Source organism: Streptomyces sp. BBFR25, from assembly GCF_044590125.1.
Lineage (GTDB): Bacteria > Actinomycetota > Actinomycetes > Streptomycetales > Streptomycetaceae > Streptomyces > Streptomyces canus_D.
The window spans coordinates 7858472-7876348 of sequence record NZ_CP172447.1 but is presented as its reverse complement, the minus strand read 5'-3'; the positions used below and the strand labels follow the sequence as shown (position 1 = coordinate 7876348).

The following is a 17877-nucleotide window of genomic DNA, read 5'->3' as shown; positions in this document are numbered from 1 at the left end:
CGTGAAGGGGCAGGTGACGGGGCGGTTCGCGGGGTCCGGCCGACCGGATCGTCGGGGCGGAGGCGGGCGTCGGTCAGCCAAGGGCGGGGACGACGCCGAAGAGGGGCGAGACCAGGCCGGTGACCTGCTGGAGCTGCTGGAGGTCGTGCAGCCGGTTCAGCTGCTGGGACGGGAGCGGCATCCGCGCCCGGTCCTCGGCGGGCATGTCATTGACCGCGAGCGAGTCGAGGGTGTTGGTCACGCTGAGCTTCTCCGTGCCCAGCGCGCCCCGGTCGGCCGCGCTCGCCATCGGTGCGGCGAGGCCGGTGACACCGGCGGCGAGCCCGACGACGGCGACGATACGTCGTGTTGAGATCATGTCCTGAGCAACGCGGGCGGCCCGGGACGGACACGGGCGGGCGGCGCCGCTCACCCGTGAGGACCAGTGTCACGGGTGCCGTTGCCGAGGGCGCCGGAACGGAGGAACCTCGAAGGGAGAGGGCCGGGACGGCCCGTTCCCGCTGCGGAGCGCGGCCTTCGGCCTTCGAAGGAGGTCGTCATGAGCACCACGGCAGGCCCCGGCTTCGACACCGAAGCGCTGCGCCGGGGCATCGAGGGAGAGACGGCGGCACCCCTGTTGTCGCTGTACGCGCGGGACGCGGAGGTCCGCATCGTCGACCGGTACGACCAGCCCAGCCGCCCCAAGGTCCTGCACGGCCGGGACGAGATCGCCGAGATGCTCGACGACGTCTACAGCCGTGACATGACCCACCGGATGGAACGCTGCGTGGTCCAGGGCGACCAGGTGGCGTTCAGCGAGGAGTGCACCTACCCGGACGGGGTGCGGGTCCTCGCCGAGTCGATGCTGTCGCTGCGCGACGGCGAGATCGTCGAGCAGACCATGATCCAGGCCTGGGACGAGTAGTCCGGGGCCCTCGGGGGCGCAGCCGGGTCAGCGGGTCCAGGCGCTGTACTCCATGACGTCGCCCGGCGCGACGCCGTACTCCGGCTGTGCCTCGGTGAAGGTGGTCTCCAGACCGAGGACGGCGCCGGTGTCCGGGTTCATGATCAGCATGCGGCGCACGCCGGTCACCTCGTGGACGTAGGCCTGTCCGTGCCGCCCGAGGCGGTCGGTGACCTCTCCGGCGGGCCGCAGTCCGCCGCTGTCCGCGAGGAGGCGGACGAGTGCCGCCGACTCGCGGGCGCCCAGGGTCCAGTTGTCGAGGAGCAGGTCGGCCGCGTCGAGCAGCTGGGAGGTGTTCATCGCGTCGGTGTGCTGGGCCTCCTCCAGGTAGGCGCGCAGCCGGTCCGGATCGTGCGGCGGGGGGGAGTGGGGCGGGGCGTCGCTCCAGCTCGGCGGGTACGTCGTGTCGCTGATGACGTGGCCGTCCTCGACCCGGCGGGGGTTGCCGTCCGCGTCCTCGCCGATGACCGGGCGGCCGGGGTGGCGCGGATCAGTGGCCACCACCAGCTCGGTGTGCCGGCCGTCGGCCGTCCAGCGCACGACGCGCTCCTCGGGCAGCGTGATCGGGGGTGCGTCGTCGGACATGCCGAGGCTCCAGGACTGTACGTGCGTGCCCTTGCGCAGGGCAGGCCCGCCGTCCGCCGCGGCGGCCTCGGCACGCTCGGCGAGCCGGTCCAGCGATACGGGGGTGGCGTCGGCGCGTACGGCGAGCGGGCGGGGCGCGGCGACGGCGGGCGGGGCGCTCGGCCCGCCGAGCAGCAGGGCCAGTGCGGTCACGGCGACGACGGCGCCGGTGGCGAGGCCCCAGGCCAGGCGGACGCCGCGGCGGCCGGACCGTCGGCCGGGCAGCGGCACCCGGGAGGGCGTGGGGCGGGTCCGTTCGTGGAGCAGCCGGTCCAGGTGGCGTGCGCCGCGGTGGTCGAGCGGTCCGTCGGCGAGGGGCGGGGCGTCGGCCGGTACCGGGTTGGCGCGGCGCAGGAGGTCGAGTTCGTCAGCCATGGCCGTGTTCCTTCGCGGGGGTGGCGTCGACGGCGGGCGCCGGATGCGGTCGGTGCGGGGCCGTGGCGGGTGCCGGGCCCAGGCGGTCGATCTCCGTTCTCAGCCGGGCGCGGGCGCGGTGCAGCCGCATCGACGCGGCCCGGCTGCCGCAGCCGAGGGCGACGGCCAGCTCGTCCACGCCCAGCTCCTCCCAGGCCGTCAGCCGCAGCACCTCCTGGTCCTTGGCGGAGAGTCTGCCGAGGGCCTCGTGCACCCAGCCGCCGGGCGGCTCCGCCTCGGGGCCCGAGGCGATGTGCCGTCCGTGGGCGGCGTCGTCGTTGCCCAGCCGGGCGAGGAGCCTGCGGCGGCGGCCCTGCCCGCGTACCGCGTTGGCCAGGCAGTTGCGTGCCACCCCGTACAGCCAGGGCAGCGGGGTGTGCGGCAGTTCCGCACGGCGGCGCCAGGCCACCGTGAAGACCTCCGCCACCACTTCCTCGACCTCGCCCATGCGCCCGTCCAGCCGGCGCGCCACGTAGCGGCTGACCGCCCAGTAGTGCTCCCGGTAGGCAGCGGCGAAGATCTCGTCGTTGCTCATGTTCCGTATCTGTCCGGCACCCTCGTGATCGTCACGGGTGTTTTCGTGACGCTCGTCTCGTCCGTCGAGTGTGACGTGCGGACCGGGCACGGACACAGGCGGGGCGTGAGGAACCTCAAGAGCATCAAGTGGCTGACGACCACTGACCACAAGACGATCGGCACGCTGTATCTGGTGACGTCGTTCGCGTTCTTCGTGATCGGCGGCGTGATGGCGCTGTTCATGCGCGCCGAGCTGGCCCGGCCTGGTCTGCAGATCATGTCGAACGAGCAGTTCAACCAGGCGTTCACGATGCACGGCACGATCATGCTGCTGATGTTCGCGACGCCGCTGTTCGCGGGCTTCGCGAACTGGATCATGCCGCTGCAGATCGGCGCGCCGGACGTGGCGTTCCCCCGGCTGAACATGTTCGCCTACTGGCTGTACCTGTTCGGCTCGACCATCGCGGTGGGCGGGTTCCTGACCCCGCAGGGCGCGGCCGACTTCGGCTGGTTCGCCTACTCGCCGCTGTCCGACGCGGTGCACTCGCCCGGTATCGGCGGCGACCTGTGGATCATGGGTCTGGCCTTCTCCGGCTTCGGCACCATCCTCGGCTCGGTCAACTTCATCACCACGATCATCTGCATGCGCGCGCCCGGCATGACCATGTTCCGCATGCCGATCTTCACCTGGAACGTGCTGCTGACCGGTGTGCTGGTCCTGCTGGCCTTCCCGGTGCTGGCCGCGGCCCTGTTCGCGCTGGAGGCCGACCGCAAGTTCGGTGCCCACATCTTCGACTCGTCCAACGGCGGAGCGTTGCTGTGGCAGCACCTGTTCTGGTTCTTCGGGCATCCGGAGGTGTACATCATCGCGCTGCCGTTCTTCGGCATCGTCAGTGAGATCATCCCGGTCTTCTCCCGCAAGCCGATCTTCGGCTACATGGGTCTGATCGGCGCGACCATCGCGATCGCGGGTCTGTCGGTGACCGTGTGGGCCCACCACATGTACGTCACGGGCGGCGTACTGCTGCCGTTCTTCTCCTTCATGACCTTCCTGATCGCGGTCCCGACCGGTGTGAAGTTCTTCAACTGGATCGGCACCATGTGGAAGGGCTCGCTGTCCTTCGAGACACCGATGCTCTGGTGCACGGGGTTCCTGGTCACCTTCCTGTTCGGCGGTCTGACCGGGGTGATGCTGGCGTCGCCTCCCATCGACTTCCACGTGTCCGACTCGTACTTCGTGGTGGCGCACTTCCACTACGTGGTGTTCGGCACCGTGGTGTTCGCGATGTTCGCCGGATTCCACTTCTGGTGGCCGAAGTTCACCGGGAAGATGCTGGACGAGCGGCTCGGCAAGATCACCTTCTGGACGCTGTTCGTGGGCTTCCACGGCACGTTCCTGGTCCAGCACTGGCTGGGCGCGAACGGCATGCAGCGCCGGATCCCGGACTATCTGGCGGTGGAGGGGCTGACGGCGCTCAACACCGTGTCGAGCGTCTTCTCCTTCCTGCTCGGCATGTCGATGCTGCCGTTCTTCTACAACATCTGGAAGACGGCCAAGTACGGCAAGAAGATCGAGGTGGACGACCCGTGGGGCTACGGCCGTTCGTTGGAGTGGGCGACCTCCTGCCCGCCGCCGCGGCACAACTTCCGCACGCTGCCGCGCATCCGCAGTGAATCCCCCGCCTTCGACCTGCACCACTCCCCCACGGCCGGAGCCGAGCGGGAGCTGACCCTCCGGTGACCGGCGGAAAGGGCAGTCCGCCGGCCGCCCGGGTGCTCATCAACGAGATCGAGGGCCATCTGCTCGTCGCCGCCGCCCGGGCCCAGGGGCGCACGGCCGCCGCACGCTTCACGGCGCCCTTCGACTGGCTGGACGACGACCGGCGCCGGGAGGTGGAGGAACGGTTCGAGGCGGAGTACCTCGCGCTCGCCCGGAGTTCCTGGCAGCGCACCGCCGAGCGCGCCGGACGGCTGCGCGGTGAGTACGAGGAGCGGTACCGCGCGCTGCGGCGCCGGTTGCTGGCCGGGTTCCTGCTGGGGGCGTGCGCGGTGCTCGGGTGCGCGGGCGTCCTGCTGCTGGTCCCGGTCCTGGGGCGCGGGTAGTCAGCGCGCCGTCGGGCTCCAGCCGGGCGGGCGCAGCAGGGACAGGAGCTGGCGGACCAGCTCCTCGACGACCTCGTCGAGGGTGGCGTCCACCCAGCCGGCGCTGTAGTCGTGCAGCAGGCCGTTGACGCCGCCGATGAACGCGGTGGCGGCGAGCCGGTAGTCGCGGGGTGCGGCCTCCCCGCGCTCGGCGGCCGACCGGGCCTCGGCGCAGATCAGGTCGACCCAGCGGGCGCGGCGGGCCAGCCGCTGTTCTTCCAGGCGCGGGCTGACGCCGATGATCTCCACAAAGGTGATGCGCACCCGGCGCGGATCGGCGGTGACGTCGGCGGCGTAGGCGCGGAAGATCGCGGCGGCGCGCTCGGGGAGCGGCAGGTCACGGGTGTCCTCGGCCGCGGCGCGGACGGCGTCCTCGGCCCAGGCGTTGACCTGGAGGTGGAGCGCGGCGAGTACGTCCTCCAGGGTGCGGAACTCCTCGTAGAACTGGCGGGTGGACAGACCGGCGGCGTCGCTGAGGGCCGCGACGGTCGTGGCGCGGTAACCGGGGGTGTCGCCGAACAGCTGGAGCGCGGCGTCGAGGAAGCGGCGGCGGCGTTCGGCCTGGCGCTGCGCGGCCGACTTGCCGCCGTAGCGGCCCGTCGGCGCCCTGAGCCTGCCCGCCACCCGCTCTTCCTCCTTCACGCCAACTCCCCGCCTCACGGCCGATTTTGTCGTGTCCGCGGCCTTGTGGAGAAGGGCGCCTATTCCTTACTTTGCAGTAAGTTCACTCTGAAAGCGGCTGTGTTCAGATTGCGCGCTCCATCGCCCCAGCGCTCCATCGCCCCCACACCACGCCCCCTGCCGGAGGAGAGCAGCATGCCCGCCTTCACCACCAGGCACCTCGGCGCCGTCGCCGCCGCCCTCGCCCTCACCGTCGCCGCCCCCGCCGCCACGGCCTCGGCCGCCCCGGACGCCCGCGCCGACCTGCGCGAGGTGATGTTCGTCGGGAACAACTGGGACGGCACCGCGGATGTCATCCGGTCCACCGGCGACTTCGCCGGGATCGGCCGGATCAATGTCGTCCCGGACCGGGCCGAGCGGATGGCGGAGATCAACGCCGACCCGATCAAGTGGATCTACTTCCAGGCCATCCGCAATGGCGTCGGCGAGGGACACGACCAGCTCGTCGACGACATGTACTCCACGCCTGACGGCTCCTCGGTGGTCGTCTCCCGGCCGAGCTTCGCCGACGTGGTCTCCCTCGACCTCGCCACCGGCGACATCAACTGGCGCTTCCCGGTCTCCGGTTACCGCTCCGACCACATGGCGGTCTCCCCCGACGGCACCCGGGTCGCGGTCTCGGCGTCGACCTCCAACACCGTGCACGTCCTGGACATCGAGACGGGTGAGCAGGTCGGCTCGTTCGGCACGGGCGCCAAGCCCCACGAGAACATCTTCAGCCGCGACGGCAGGTACCTCTGGAACATGTCCATCGGCGAGGTGAACACCGCGCTCGACGCCCCCTGGCTCGACTGGACGAAGGGCGACCGGCGCATCACGGTCGTGGACGCGAGGACGTACCAGCAGGTCAAGGTCATCGACATGCGCGAGCGGCTCGACGCGATCGGCCTCGGCGACCACTCGGACGCGGTGCGGCCCGCCGTCTTCTCGCCCGACGAGTCCAAGCTGTACTTCCAGGTCTCGTTCTTCAACGGCTTCTTCGAGTACGACGTCGCCACCGACCGGATCACCCGGACCAAGACCCTGCCGAAGAACCCCGCCACGAGCGAGGACCGCACCACCTGGGTCAACGACTCGCGCCACCACGGCCTCTCGATGAGTCCGGACGGTGCCAGGATCTGCGTCGCGGGCACGATGGACGACTACGCGACGGTCGTCGACCGCGGCACGCTGCGGGAGGGTCCGCTGGTGGCCGCCGCCAAGCCGTACTGGGCCACGGTCAGCGGCGACGGCCGGCACTGCGTGGTCTCCGAGAGCGGCGCCGACCAGGTCACGGCCATCGACTTCGCCACCGGCGAGAAGTCGGTCTCCGTCCCCGTCGGCGACCACCCGCAGCGGGTCCGGATCGGCCATGTGGCGGCGGACTGGACGGCGCCGTCGGCCGACTGAGACGGCCCGCGGCCCGGCTGCCGCTCAGCGTGGCGGCAGCCGGTGCAGCTCGACCTCCTCCAGCCGGCCGTCGGCGACCGTGGCGGTCATGTAGGTGCAGTACGGCTGACGGCGCCGGTCGGTCGGCGACCCCGGGTTGAGCAGTCGCAGGCCGGTGGCCGCGGTGGTGTCCCAGGGGATGTGGCTGTGCCCGAAGACGAGGACGTCGAGATCGGGGAAGCGGGCGGCACAGCGGGCCTCCCGCCCCTGCGCCGCGCCCGTCTCGTGGACGACGCCGAAGCGCAGCCCGCCGAGGTCCGCGTACGCCACCTCGGGCAGACGGGCGCGCAGCGCGGGCCCGTCGTTGTTGCCGTGAACGCCGACGAGTCGGCGGCTGCGGCTCTCCAGCAGGTCGAGGGTGTCCGTGTCGACCCAGTCGCCCGCGTGCAGGACGACGTCCGCGCGCGGGAGCTGCGCCAGCAGCGGCGCGGGCAGCTCCTTGGCGCGCTTGGGCAGGTGGGTGTCGGACGTGATCAGCAAACGCACGCCCTCCAGCTTAATCGACAGGTAAAACTGTGCAGTCTCCACTGGACAGTCTTACCTGTCGAATTTACGGTGGACCGATCGCGACCGAACCGTGTGCGAGAACGATCCGAAAGGCACCCTCATGACCGTCACCGCCCTCGACCCCCGCACCGCCCTCGTCGTGATCGACCTCCAGGCAGGCATCGTCGCCGCGCCCACCGAGCCGTACACCGGCGCCGAGGTCGTCTCCCGGAGCGTCGAACTGGCCGACGCCTTCCGCGCCCGCGACCTGCCCGTGGTGCTGGTCCGGGTCTCCTTCGCCGCCGACGGGGCGGACGCCGTGCCCGGCCGTACGGAGGCCGGCGCGGGCGGCCCGCGGCCCGCGGGCTGGGACGTCGTCGTCGACGAACTGGCCGGGCACCCCGGCGACATCACCGTCACCAAGCGCAACTGGGGCGCCTTCCACGGCACCGGCCTCGACGTGCAGCTGCGCCGCCGCGGTGTCACCCAGATCGTGCTCTGCGGCATCGCCACCAGCATCGGCGTGGAGTCCACCGCCCGAGCCGCCCACGAGCACGGCTACCACGTCACGCTCGCCACCGACGCCATGAGCGACATGAGCACCGAGGCGCACCGGGGCAGCGTCGAGCGGATCTTCCCGCGCCTGGGCGAGACCGGCACGACGCGGGAGATCCTGGACCTGCTGGCCGAGACCCACGGCTGAGGCCGGCGTCGGTCACCCCGCGTCGGTGCGTCGCTTGAGCGGCTCCCACCAGGCCCGGTGGTCCCGGTACCAGTCGACGGTCTCGGCCAGACCGGTCGCGAAGTCGCGGCGGGGCCGGTAGCCCAGCTCCTCGCGGGCCTTGCTCCAGTCGAGCGCGTAGCGCAGGTCGTGGCCCTTGCGGTCCTCGACGCGCACGATCCGGTCCGGCCCCGCGCCGCAGGCGTCCAGGAGCAGGCCGGTGAGGTCGCGGTTGGTCAACTCGGTGCCGCCGCCGATGTTGTAGACCTCGCCGGACCGGCCCCGGGTGCGCACCAGGTCGACGCCCCGGCAGTGGTCGTCGACGTGCAGCCAGTCGCGGACGTTGCGTCCGTCCCCGTACAGCGGGACTCGGCGGCCGTCCAGGAGGTGGGTGACGAACAGCGGCACGAGCTTCTCGGGGAACTGGTGCGGGCCGTAGTTGTTGGAGCACCGCGTCACCCGTACGTCGAGGCCGTGGGTGCGGTGGTACGAGAGGGCCAGCAGGTCGCCGGAGGCCTTCGAGGCGGAGTACGGGGAACTCGGCCGCAGGGGGTGCTCCTCGGTGGCCGAGCCGGAGTCGACGGAGCCGTAGACCTCGTCGGTGGAGACGTGGACGAAGGGCGCCACGCCGTGGCGCAGGGCGGCGTCCAGCAGGTTCTGGGTGCCGACGACGTTGGTGAGCACGAAGTCGGACGCGGCGTGGATCGAGCGGTCCACGTGGGACTCGGCGGCGAAGTGCACCACCTGGTCCGCCTCGGCCGTCAGCTTGTCCACCAGCGGTGCGTCACGGATGTCGCCGTGCACGAACTCCAGCCGGGGGTGGCTCAGTTCGAGGTTGGCGGTGGTTCCGGCGTAGGTGAGGGCGTCCAGGACGGTGATCCGCGGTGCCCCCGGCTCGTCGGAGGCGAGGAGCATCCGGACGTACCGGGAGCCGATGAATCCGGCTGCGCCGGTGACCAGGATGTTCATGAACGGTTCCGTGCCTTGCTGGGGTCGGGGCGGGTGGTGCGGGAGGTGACGCTACCGGCGTGCCCTTCGTGGCCCGCGACCGGCCCGGAACGCGCACCGCGCCGGCACCGAGGCCGACGCGCTGGGCGGGGTCGTCATCCGCGGGGCTCGCTCAGTCCTCGCCCCGGACGATGTTCGACTCCCGGCCCGGTTGCGGTGCGCGGGTGGCGCCGCCGTCCTCGACGGCCGGCACCCAGGTGCGCATCCCGCCTCTGCTCCGCAGGCGGCGGGCCTTCGACCAGCCTGTCTCCAGCCGACGGACGGCGGGTTTGCCGCCGGTCTCCGTGGTCACGGGCATCACCTTCCTTCTGGTTCCGCGTCTGGTTGCGCTCGCCCCTGCGGGTCCCCGCACGGGGCACCGCAAAACACGGGGCGCGTGTCTCGGGGGCGCTCAGGGGTTGGGCCGGGCCACGCTGATGTCGCCGAGGGCCGACTCCGGATCGCGCTCCATGGCCAGGTCGCCGAGGGAGACGATGCCGACCGGACGGCCGTCGTCGACGACCGGGAGACGGCGTACGGCGTGCTCGCGCATCAGCCGGACGGCGTGGTCCAGCTCCTCGTCGGACCGTACGGTGACCACGTCGTCGCTGCACGCGCCGGCCACGGTGGTCTGCTCCGGGTCGCCGCCCCCGGCGACCGCCCGGACCACCAGGTCGCGGTCGGTGACCAGGCCGCGCAGCCGGTCGCCTTCCGTGACCAGGACGGCTCCGAGGTCCCGGTCGCGCATGAGGCGGGCCACGGCCGTGACGGAGGTCAGCGGCTCGACGGTGACCGGATCGCCGGTCATCACGTCGCGGACGTACTGGGTCATGGGAAGTGCCTCCCTGGTTCCTTCCGGGCTGTCGGCCGGCTCGTGGCGCGGCCGGGCGGGTACCCGGCGGTGCGGCGGCCGAACCGGCCGACGACGCTCAGCCGCCCACCGGGATCTCGCTCCACACCTGCTTGCCCCCGCTGACCGGCAGCGTCCCCCAGGCCGCCGACATCGCCTCGACGAGCAGGATGCCCCGGCCGCCCGTGGCCTCCCAGCCGATACTGGTCGGCTTGACGGGCGTGCGCGGCGAGGCGTCGGCGACCGCGACGCGCAGCCGGTCGCCGATCAGGGTGAGGTCGAGCCGCACCTTGCCGTCGGTGTGCACCAGGGCGTTGGTGACCAGCTCGGAGACGATCAGCAGGACACCGTCGACGACGGCGTCCGGCACCTCCCAGGAGCGCAGGGTGCGCCGGGTGAAGCGGCGGGCGTGCCGCACGGCCTCGGGCAGCCGCCACACCGACCAGCTCTCCCGCAGCGGGCGCAGGGCCATGCCGTCGTAGCGCACCAGCAGCAGGGCGACGTCGTCGTTGCGGCGGGCGTTGCCGAGCAGGGCGTCGGCGACGAGTCCGAGGTGGGCGGGGGCGGAGACGGCCAGGGCGTGCGCGAACCGGTCCATGCCCTCGTCGATGTCGGACTCCGGCGTCTCCACCAGGCCGTCCGTGGTGAGGGCGATCAGCGTGCCGGGCCGCAGCCGCAGCGGGCTCATCGGGAAGTCGGCCTGCGCCACCACACCGAGCGGCGGACCGCCCTCCACCTCCGCGATCTCCGTGCTGCCGTCCGGGTGGCGCAGCACCGGGGGCAGGTGCCCGGCCCGCACGCACCAGGCGGAGCCCTCCTCCATGTCGAGGTCGACGTAGACGCAGGTGGCGAAGAGGTCGGTCTCCATGCCGGTCAGCAGCCGGTTGGCGTGGGACACCACCACGTCCGGCGGGTGGCCCTCGACGGCGTAGGCGCGCAGGGCGGTGCGCATCTGGCCCATGAGGGTGGCCGCGCCCGCGCTGTGGCCCTGGACGTCGCCGATGACCAGGGCCACGTGGTGGTCGGGCAGCGGGATCACGTCGTACCAGTCGCCGCCCAGCTCCAGTCCCGCCGTGCTGGGCAGGTAGCGGGCGACGGCGACCGCGCCGGGCAGTTTCGGCAGTCGGCGCGGCAGCAGCTGGCGCTGGAGCATGCCGACCAGTTCGTGTTCGGCGTCGAAGGCGTGGGCGCGCATCAGGGCCTGTCCGGCCAGGCCCGCGGAGGCGGTGAGCAGGGCGCGCTCGTCGGGGCCGAAGTCGTGCGGGGTGTCCCAGCCGATCAGGCAGGCCCCGGCCATGCGGCCGCCCGCGGGCAGCGGCAGCACGGCCAGGCCGCCGGGGCCGACGTCGGCGAGGGCGGGTTCCAGGTCGCCGGTGCCCGCGGGCCAGATCCGGGCGCGGCCCTCGCGCAGCGCGGCGGCGAGGGTGGGCATGGCCCGCACGGGCGCGTCCGGCCATTCGGTGCGCCACTCCAGGCGCCACAGCTCGGGCCAGGACTCGGGGTCGGGCGGGTCGAGGACGGTGACGACGAGCCGGTCGTTCTCCAGCTCGGCCAGCGCGATGCGGTCGGCCCTGAGCGGTCTGCGCAGGGCGGCGACGACGGCCTGGCTGACGTCGCGGACGGTCCCGGCGGTGGCGAGCGCGGCGGCGAGCCGCTGGACGCGGGCGACGTCGGTGACGTCCGGGCGCAGCGTGGAGGCGTCGGCGACGGTGCCGACCAGGAGGGCCGGCCTGCCGTCGCCGCCGGGCAGCAGGCGCCCGCTGAGCCGCAGCCACTTCGGCGGGCCGGTGGGCTGCAGCACCCGGAACTCCAGCTCGCGCTCGCCGATGGTCATGTGGTCGGACTCGGTCACCGACATCAGGGACGGCAGGTCCTCCGGCACGGTGAGGCCGAGCAGCGTCTCGACCTTGCCGTCGAACTCCTCGGGAGCGAGGCCGAACAGGCGCAGGATGTCGTCACCGACCTCCGCCCGGCCGGTGTCCATGGCGAGGGTGAACGCGTCCGGCTGGAGCTCACCGGTCTCGGCGGACTCGGCGGGTCCGGCCGGGACAGGGCAGGTCACCGCCTCGGCGATCACCTCCAGGCACCCGCGGCCGTCGGAGTCGAACCCCTCCGGGTGCTCGGTCAGGGCGAGGAGGCAGCCTCCGCCGTCCCCGCGCACGGGCAGCACGGCCAGGGAGAAGCCGCTCGACGGCACGTGCCGCGACTCCGCCGATCCGGCGAACTCCTCCGGCCCGATCCACACCGCCTCGCCGGTGCGGTGGGCGTCGGCGACCGGGGAGCCGCCCGCCGCGGGATAGCTGTCGCGTACGCCGTACAGGGTGCGCGGCGCTCCGGCCGACTCGACCAGGCAGAGCAGCTCGCGGTCGTCGCCGGGCGTGTAGAGCGCGGCGAGGGAGGCGCCCGCGAAGACCAGGGCCTGTTCGAGGACGGCGCGCAGCCGCCGCTCGGGCTGCGGGCCTGCCGCGATCGCCTTCAGGGCGCCCTCGGCACGCAGCGTCCTCGGTCCGCGTTCCGGTGCGCCCTCTCTGACCACGTCGCCATTACAGCGCTTATGGGACATCTGCGCAGCCCCTACGGATCGGGTACCGGCGATCAGGAGCACATCGGGGGCTCGCAGACCGACGCTGCGCGCCGCGGGGCGGCGCGCTGTACCGCGGGGTGGCCCGGGGCCCGGTGGCCACGGGTGCGCGCGAGGGAGGGGCACGGGGGCCGCCCGGGCCCTCGACCGCCCAGACCGCCGCCCGGTCCCGTCGGCGGAGGCCCGGGCGGCGATCCATGGAACGTGGTGTCAGCCCGTCAGCCCGTCAGCCCGGCGTCCCCGGCCCCGCCGCCGACCGCCGCACCGTCACCGGCCTCACCGGCACCGGAGCCATCACCGGCATCACCGGCATCACCGGCATCACCGGCATCACCGGCATCACCGGCGTCTCCCGCACCACCGGCGTCTCCCGCACCACCGGCATCACCGGCTCCCTCGTTCCCGGCACCCGCGCCGGCGTCCTCGCCGCCCAAGGTGGCGCCGACCGCCTCCAGCGCCGTGGTGACCGGCTGGAAGAAGGTCTCGCCGCCGACCGTGCAGTCACCGCTGCCACCGGAGGTCAGGCCGATCGCGAGGCCGTCCCGGGTGAAGAGGGAGCCGCCGCTGTCGCCCGGCTCGGCGCAGACGTCGGTCTGTATGAGACCGGTGACCGTGCCCTCCGGGTAGTTGACGGTGGCGTCCAGGCCGAGGACCTGTCCGTCGGCCAGCCCGGTCGTGCTGCCCATGCGGAAGACCTCCTGGCCGACCGTCGCCTCGGCGGCCCCGCTGATCGGCAGGGTCTGGTCGCCGAGGTTGACCTCGCTCGGCGCCTCGGTCGCCGGGTCGTCGTACCTGACGAGCGCGAAGTCGCCCTCGCCGGGGAAGACCGCCTGGTCGACGGTGGCGACCGGCCGGCCGCCCTGCGCGTCGGACCACTGGTCGGCCGCGACCCCGCAGTGACCGGCCGTCAGAAAGGCGGGCGAGCCGTCGCCCGCGGTGACGTTGAAGCCGAGCGAGCAGCGCGCGCCGCCGCCGAAGATCGCGTCGCCGCCCGAGGCGAAGGTCTTGAAGGTGCCGGCGGACTTCCTGACCGTCGCCATGCCGGAGCCGAGGCCCTCGACGGTGGACTCCAGCCGGTCCCACCGCTCGCCGGTGACGGTGCGGTCGGCGGTCACCAGGATCTTGTTGGTGCGCGGGTCGATCGCCCACGAGGTGCCCGGGATGCTCGCCTCGGACTTCAGGGTCTCGGCGCCGCTCCTCAGCTCGCCCATGCTGTGGTCGACCTCGCGGACCTCCGCGCCCGCCTTCTCGGCCTGCTCGACGACTTGGCCGTCGTCGCCCGGGACGACGTTGACGACGAGTTGCTGCGCGCCGGAGTCGTAGTACGAGCCCGCGAAGGTGTCGCCGAGCAGCCCGGCGAGCCGTGCGGCGAGGTCCGACGCGTCCGCCGCCTTGAGGGTCCTGGGCGCCGCCGCGGTCCGGTCCGAGGAGCCGCCGTCCTGCGAGGCGTTGGCGTTCGGCAGCAGGACGGCGGCCGCGCCGAGCGCCACCACACCGCCCGCCGCGATCGCGGCCCTGCGCTTCGGGATTCGCTTGTGACTCAACGTACTCGACCTCCTGGGACCGGGGTCCGTGCCCGCCGGTCCGGCAGCTGTTGGGGGCGCCTGGACGGCTGTTGGTACGCGCGAGCCGACCGGGGCGTTCAGCCGGGCCGCCGAGTCACGCCGGATCGCGACCCTCCGCGACCGTTCGACTACGCACCGCTCCGATCACGGAGCGGAATGACTGCTTCAGCGAATCTGCACATCGAATGCCCAACCCGGTCACTCCCGTTGGCGCATCTGCACAAGCCGGCGGCGGCCGGTACGCCTTTGGGGCCGGAGTGCCCCAATCGCCTCCCCGGAGGCAAGGGATCGCACGAGCCGATGTCGCGCACCGTGTGAAGAAGTCGCCGCGAAGGCGTGCCCGCTCCTGCACGCTTGGCTGCCCGGCCCTCGCAAGTGCGCTGGTGAGAGGGATGTTTGATTGGAAGCCCGGACCGGCCGCGTGCTTTGATCCATCGCACCGCGGGGGCCGCGGAGGGCTCGGGAAACGGGCCGCCCGGCGCCCGCGGTCGCGGCCGTCATCTGTCCCCAGAGGGGGCCGCTCCCCCCTTGTGAAATGGCTATACGAAGGGAAGTTCCATCATGAACTCCACCCCCCAGGTTGAGACCGTCGAGATCTCCGACGCCGACCTCGACAACGTCTCCGGCGGCCTGAACGTGAACGCCGTCGGCACCGTCACCGGCCTGGTGGACGGCATCGCCCCGGTCTCCGGCCTGCTCAACACGGCCGTCGGCACCGTCGAGGGTGTCACCGGCCTGAACACCGCCCCGGTCACGGGCCTGGTCGCCGGTCTCTGATCGCGCCCTTGCGTCGCTGAGTCCCGGAGCCACCCAGGCTCCGGGACTTTTCGGCCGTTCCCCTTCGTCGGCCGTTCCGCTTCGACGGCCGTTCCCCCTCGTCGGCCGTTCTCATCGAGCCCGGGATACGTCAGCCGTGCAGTTCCGCCAACAGGCCCTCACCAAACTCCAGTCGCCCGAGGAGCTCGATCTCCCGGTGCGTTTCGCCCGTCCCCAGGGCTGGCTGGTGCTGTCCGTGACCGTGGTCGCGATGGCCGCCGCGTCCGTGTGGGCGGTGGGCGGCTCGGTGACCTCCACGGTCGCCGCTCCCGCCGTCCTCACCCACGGGCAGGGCAGTTACCTGTTGCAGAGTCCCGTCTCGGGGCAGGTCACCGCGGTCCTGGCGCGGCCGGGGCAGCGGCTGGCCGCCGACGCCCCGGTGCTGAAGGTCCGCACCGCCGAGGGCGAGACGGTGGTCCGCTCGATCGACGCCGGCCGGGTCAGCGCGCTCGCCGCCACCGTCGGGCAGATCATCAGTACCGGCGCGAACGTCGCCTCGGTCGAGAAGGTCGCCCACACCGACGACCCCCTCTACGCCACCGTCTACGTCCCCGCCGAGAAGGCCGCCGCCATCCCCGCGCACGCCTCCGTCGACCTGACCGTCCAGTCGGTGCCTACGCAGCAGTACGGCGTCCTGCACGGCCAGGTGAAGGCCGTGGACCGCTCGGCCCAGTCGGCGCAGACCATCACCGCGTTCCTCGGGGACAGCCAGCTCGGCGAGCAGTTCACCGAGGACGGCCGGCCGGTGGCCGTGACGGTGCGGCTGGACACCTCCCCCTCCACCAAGAGCGGCTACGAGTGGTCCTCCGCGGACGGGCCGCCCTTCGAGCTGACCTCCATGACGCTGGCCTCGGGCTCGATCCGGCTCGCCGACCAGCGTCCCGTCGATTGGCTGCTGCCGTGAGCACCGCACAGGAGACCCGGGGCAGACGCCGGGCCGCCCCGCCGAGGCGGAGCGTGCCGAAGGGCCGCGCGAAGACCGTCCGCACGCCCACCGTGCTCCAGATGGAGGCCGTGGAGTGCGGCGCGGCCTCCCTCGCGATGGTGCTGGGGCACTACGGCCGCCATGTCCCGCTGGAGGAGCTGCGCATCGCCTGCGGCGTCTCCCGCGACGGGTCCCGGGCGAGCAATCTGCTGAAGGCGGCCCGGAGCTACGGGCTCACCGCCAAGGGCATGCAGATGGACCTGGCCGCCCTCGCCGAGGTGACGGCACCGGCCATCCTCTTCTGGGAGTTCAACCACTACGTCGTCTACGACGGCATGGGCCGCCGGTTCGGGCGGCGGGGGGTGTTCATCAACGACCCGGGCAAGGGCCGCCGTTTCGTGTCCCTCGAGGACTTCGACGGCAGCTTCACCGGGGTCGTGCTGACCATGGAGCCCGGCGAGGACTTCACCCGGGGCGGGCGCAAGCCCGGTGTGCTCGGCGCGATGCCCGCCCGGCTGCGGGGAACCGCCGGGACGCTGCCCGCCGCCGTGCTGGCGAGCCTGCTCCTGGTGGCGGTCGGCGCGGCGGTGCCCGCGCTCAGCCGCACCTACATCGACACGTTCCTGATCGGGGGGCAGACCTCGCTGCTCGGCGTGCTGTTCGCGTCGATGGGCGCCTGTGTGCTGCTCACGGTGGTGCTGACCTGGCTCCAGCAGGCCAACCTGCTGCACGGCCGCATCATCTCCTCCACCCTCTCCAGTGCCCGGTTCCTGCGGCACCTGCTGCGGCTGCCGGTGACCTTCTTCTCCCAGCGCAGCCCCGCCGACCTGGTGCAGCGCCTCCAGTCCAACGACGCCGTCGCCGAGACGCTGGCCCGCGACCTCGCCGCGGCGGGCGTGGACGCGATCGTGGTCGTCCTGTACGCCGTGCTGCTCTACACGTACGACCCGCAGCTCACCTTCGTCGGCATCGGCGTGGCGCTGCTCAACATCCTCGCGATGCGGGTCGTCATCCGGCTGCGCGCGACGCGTACGGCCAAGCTGCGGGCGGACACGGCGCGGCTGACCAACACCGCGTACACCGGTCTCCAGCTGATCGAGACGATGAAGGCGACCGGCGGTGAGGACGGCTACTTCCGCAAGTGGGCCGGCCAGCACGCCACCACGCTGGAGGAGCAGCAGCGGCTGGGGGTGCCGAGTGCCTGGCTGGGCGTGGTCGCGCCGACGCTGGCGACGCTCAACAGCGCGCTCATCCTGTGGATCGGCGGCATGCGCGCGGTCGAGGGCCACATCTCGGTCGGTCTGCTGGTCGCCTTCCAGGCGCTCGTGGTCCGCTTCACGGCCCCGCTGACCCGGCTGAACGGCGTCGCGGGCCGCATCCAGGACTTCGCGGCCGACGTGGCCCGGCTGAAGGACGTGGAGAACTTCCGCGCGGACCCGCTCTACGACCGCCCCGGCGGCGGCGACTCGACCCGCCGGCTGCACGGCCACGTCGAGTTGCAGAACATCTCCTTCGGCTACAACCCGCTCGACAAACCCCTGCTCACCGGCTTCGACCTGACCGTGGGGCCGGGGCAGCAGGTGGCCCTGGTCGGGGGGTCGGGCAGCGGCAAGTCGACGGTGTCGCGGCTGATCTCGGGCCTGTACGCGCCCTGGGACGGTGTGATCCGCATCGACGGGCAGCGGCTCGACGACATCCCGCGCGGGGCGCTGGCGTCCTCCGTCTCCTTCGTCGACCAGGACGTGTTCCTGTTCGAGGGCACGGTGCGCGACAACGTGGCGCTGTGGGACCCCTCGATCCCGGACGACGCCGTGGTGGATGCGCTCAAGGACGCCGCACTGTACGACGTGGTGATGCGCAGGCCCGGCGGCGTCCACAGCCCGGTCGAGCAGGACGGCCGCAACTTCTCCGGCGGGCAGCGCCAGCGTCTGGAGATCGCGCGGGCCCTGGTGCGCCGCCCCAGCATCCTCGTCCTGGACGAGGTGACCAGCGCGCTGGACGCGGAGACCGAGCTGGTGGTCATGGACAACCTGCGCCGGCGCGGCTGCGCCTGCGTGGTGATCGCGCACCGGCTCAGCACCGTGCGGGACAGCGACGAGATCGTCGTCCTGGAGCACGGCACGGTGGTGGAGCGCGGGCGGCACGAGGAGCTGGTGGCGCGTGGTGGCGCGTACGCGGCGCTGGTCAGGGAGCGGTGA

The 17877-nt window shown here is 72.6% G+C and carries 18 protein-coding genes; 8 read left to right on the top strand and 10 right to left on the bottom strand.

The window, feature by feature from the left end:
- Window positions 1–73: 73 nt before the first annotated feature.
- On the bottom strand, window positions 74–358 hold the full coding sequence (locus ACGH52_RS35265) for a hypothetical protein (RefSeq protein WP_059296785.1): 285 nt from the start codon (window positions 356–358) through the stop codon (window positions 74–76).
- 180 nt (window positions 359–538) lie between these two features.
- Between ACGH52_RS35265 and ACGH52_RS35260 the strand changes: the two genes are divergently transcribed.
- Window positions 539–904, top strand: a complete 366-nt coding sequence (locus ACGH52_RS35260; RefSeq protein WP_059296786.1) for a nuclear transport factor 2 family protein — start codon at window positions 539–541, stop codon at window positions 902–904.
- A 27-nt stretch (window positions 905–931) separates the two neighbouring features.
- Here the strand turns inward: ACGH52_RS35260 and ACGH52_RS35255 are convergent, their stop codons facing one another.
- Entirely contained in the window at window positions 932–1942 is a 1011-nt protein-coding gene (locus ACGH52_RS35255; RefSeq protein WP_399945365.1) for a CU044_5270 family protein, read from the bottom strand.
- A complete protein-coding gene (locus tag ACGH52_RS35250) occupies window positions 1935–2516 on the bottom strand; it encodes an RNA polymerase sigma factor (RefSeq protein WP_210976954.1) in 582 nt (193 codons plus the stop codon). The genes ACGH52_RS35255 and ACGH52_RS35250 overlap by 8 nt, the downstream gene beginning before the upstream one ends.
- Window positions 2517–2621: 105 nt before the next feature.
- Between ACGH52_RS35250 and ctaD the strand changes: the two genes are divergently transcribed.
- Both ctaD and ACGH52_RS35240 read left to right on the top strand, forming a co-directional pair.
- Window positions 2622–4238 (top strand): cytochrome c oxidase subunit I, encoded by a 1617-nt coding sequence (ctaD, locus tag ACGH52_RS35245; RefSeq protein WP_210976953.1) that lies wholly within the window; start codon window positions 2622–2624, stop codon window positions 4236–4238.
- Window positions 4235–4600: a hypothetical protein gene (locus ACGH52_RS35240; protein WP_121701263.1), complete on the top strand. Its 366-nt coding sequence runs from the start codon at window positions 4235–4237 to the stop codon at window positions 4598–4600. The genes ctaD and ACGH52_RS35240 overlap by 4 nt, the downstream gene beginning before the upstream one ends.
- On the opposite strand, the gene ACGH52_RS35235 is transcribed toward ACGH52_RS35240, so the two are convergent.
- On the bottom strand, window positions 4601–5263 hold the full coding sequence (locus tag ACGH52_RS35235; RefSeq protein ID WP_076972803.1) for a TetR/AcrR family transcriptional regulator: 663 nt from the start codon (window positions 5261–5263) through the stop codon (window positions 4601–4603).
- 192 nt (window positions 5264–5455) lie between these two features.
- On the opposite strand from ACGH52_RS35235, the gene ACGH52_RS35230 reads away from it, so the two are divergent.
- The gene (locus ACGH52_RS35230; RefSeq protein ID WP_121701262.1) at window positions 5456–6709 is read left to right on the top strand and encodes a YncE family protein; all 1254 of its coding nucleotides are present in this window, start codon (window positions 5456–5458) and stop codon (window positions 6707–6709) included.
- A 24-nt stretch (window positions 6710–6733) separates the two neighbouring features.
- Here ACGH52_RS35230 and ACGH52_RS35225 read toward each other — a convergent pair whose 3' ends face one another.
- Window positions 6734–7234, bottom strand: coding sequence for a metallophosphoesterase (locus tag ACGH52_RS35225; RefSeq protein ID WP_210976949.1), 501 nt, complete (start codon window positions 7232–7234; stop codon window positions 6734–6736).
- A gap of 121 nt (window positions 7235–7355) precedes the next feature.
- Between ACGH52_RS35225 and ACGH52_RS35220 the strand changes: the two genes are divergently transcribed.
- Window positions 7356–7937, top strand: coding sequence for a hydrolase (locus ACGH52_RS35220; protein WP_059296792.1), 582 nt, complete (start codon window positions 7356–7358; stop codon window positions 7935–7937).
- Between the two features lie 12 nt (window positions 7938–7949).
- Here the strand turns inward: ACGH52_RS35220 and rfbB are convergent, their stop codons facing one another.
- The 5 genes from rfbB to ACGH52_RS35195 all read right to left on the bottom strand — a co-directional run bounded on the left by rfbB (window position 7950) and on the right by ACGH52_RS35195 (window position 13917).
- Complete coding sequence (rfbB, locus tag ACGH52_RS35215; RefSeq protein ID WP_399945357.1) at window positions 7950–8924, bottom strand: dTDP-glucose 4,6-dehydratase; 975 nt, start codon at window positions 8922–8924, stop codon at window positions 7950–7952.
- A gap of 151 nt (window positions 8925–9075) precedes the next feature.
- Complete coding sequence (locus ACGH52_RS35210) at window positions 9076–9255, bottom strand: hypothetical protein (protein WP_059297207.1); 180 nt, start codon at window positions 9253–9255, stop codon at window positions 9076–9078.
- Window positions 9256–9354: 99 nt separating this feature from the next.
- A complete protein-coding gene (locus ACGH52_RS35205) occupies window positions 9355–9774 on the bottom strand; it encodes a CBS domain-containing protein (RefSeq protein ID WP_121701258.1) in 420 nt (139 codons plus the stop codon).
- Between the two features lie 97 nt (window positions 9775–9871).
- Window positions 9872–12355 carry a SpoIIE family protein phosphatase gene (locus ACGH52_RS35200; protein ID WP_399945354.1) on the bottom strand — a complete coding sequence of 828 codons (2484 nt, stop codon included), beginning with the start codon at window positions 12353–12355 and terminating at the stop codon, window positions 9872–9874.
- A 236-nt stretch (window positions 12356–12591) separates the two neighbouring features.
- Window positions 12592–13917: a S1 family peptidase gene (locus tag ACGH52_RS35195; protein ID WP_399945351.1), complete on the bottom strand. Its 1326-nt coding sequence runs from the start codon at window positions 13915–13917 to the stop codon at window positions 12592–12594.
- 582 nt (window positions 13918–14499) lie between these two features.
- Between ACGH52_RS35195 and ACGH52_RS35190 the strand changes: the two genes are divergently transcribed.
- The 3 genes from ACGH52_RS35190 (at window position 14500) to ACGH52_RS35180 (ending at window position 17877) form a co-directional block, all read left to right on the top strand.
- On the top strand, window positions 14500–14715 hold the full coding sequence (locus ACGH52_RS35190; RefSeq protein WP_003978108.1) for a hypothetical protein: 216 nt from the start codon (window positions 14500–14502) through the stop codon (window positions 14713–14715).
- Between the two features lie 136 nt (window positions 14716–14851).
- Entirely contained in the window at window positions 14852–15658 is an 807-nt protein-coding gene (locus tag ACGH52_RS35185; protein WP_399945347.1) for an HlyD family efflux transporter periplasmic adaptor subunit, read from the top strand.
- Window positions 15655–17877: an NHLP family bacteriocin export ABC transporter peptidase/permease/ATPase subunit gene (locus tag ACGH52_RS35180; protein ID WP_121701583.1), complete on the top strand. Its 2223-nt coding sequence runs from the start codon at window positions 15655–15657 to the stop codon at window positions 17875–17877. Before ACGH52_RS35185 ends, ACGH52_RS35180 begins: the two co-directional genes overlap by 4 nt.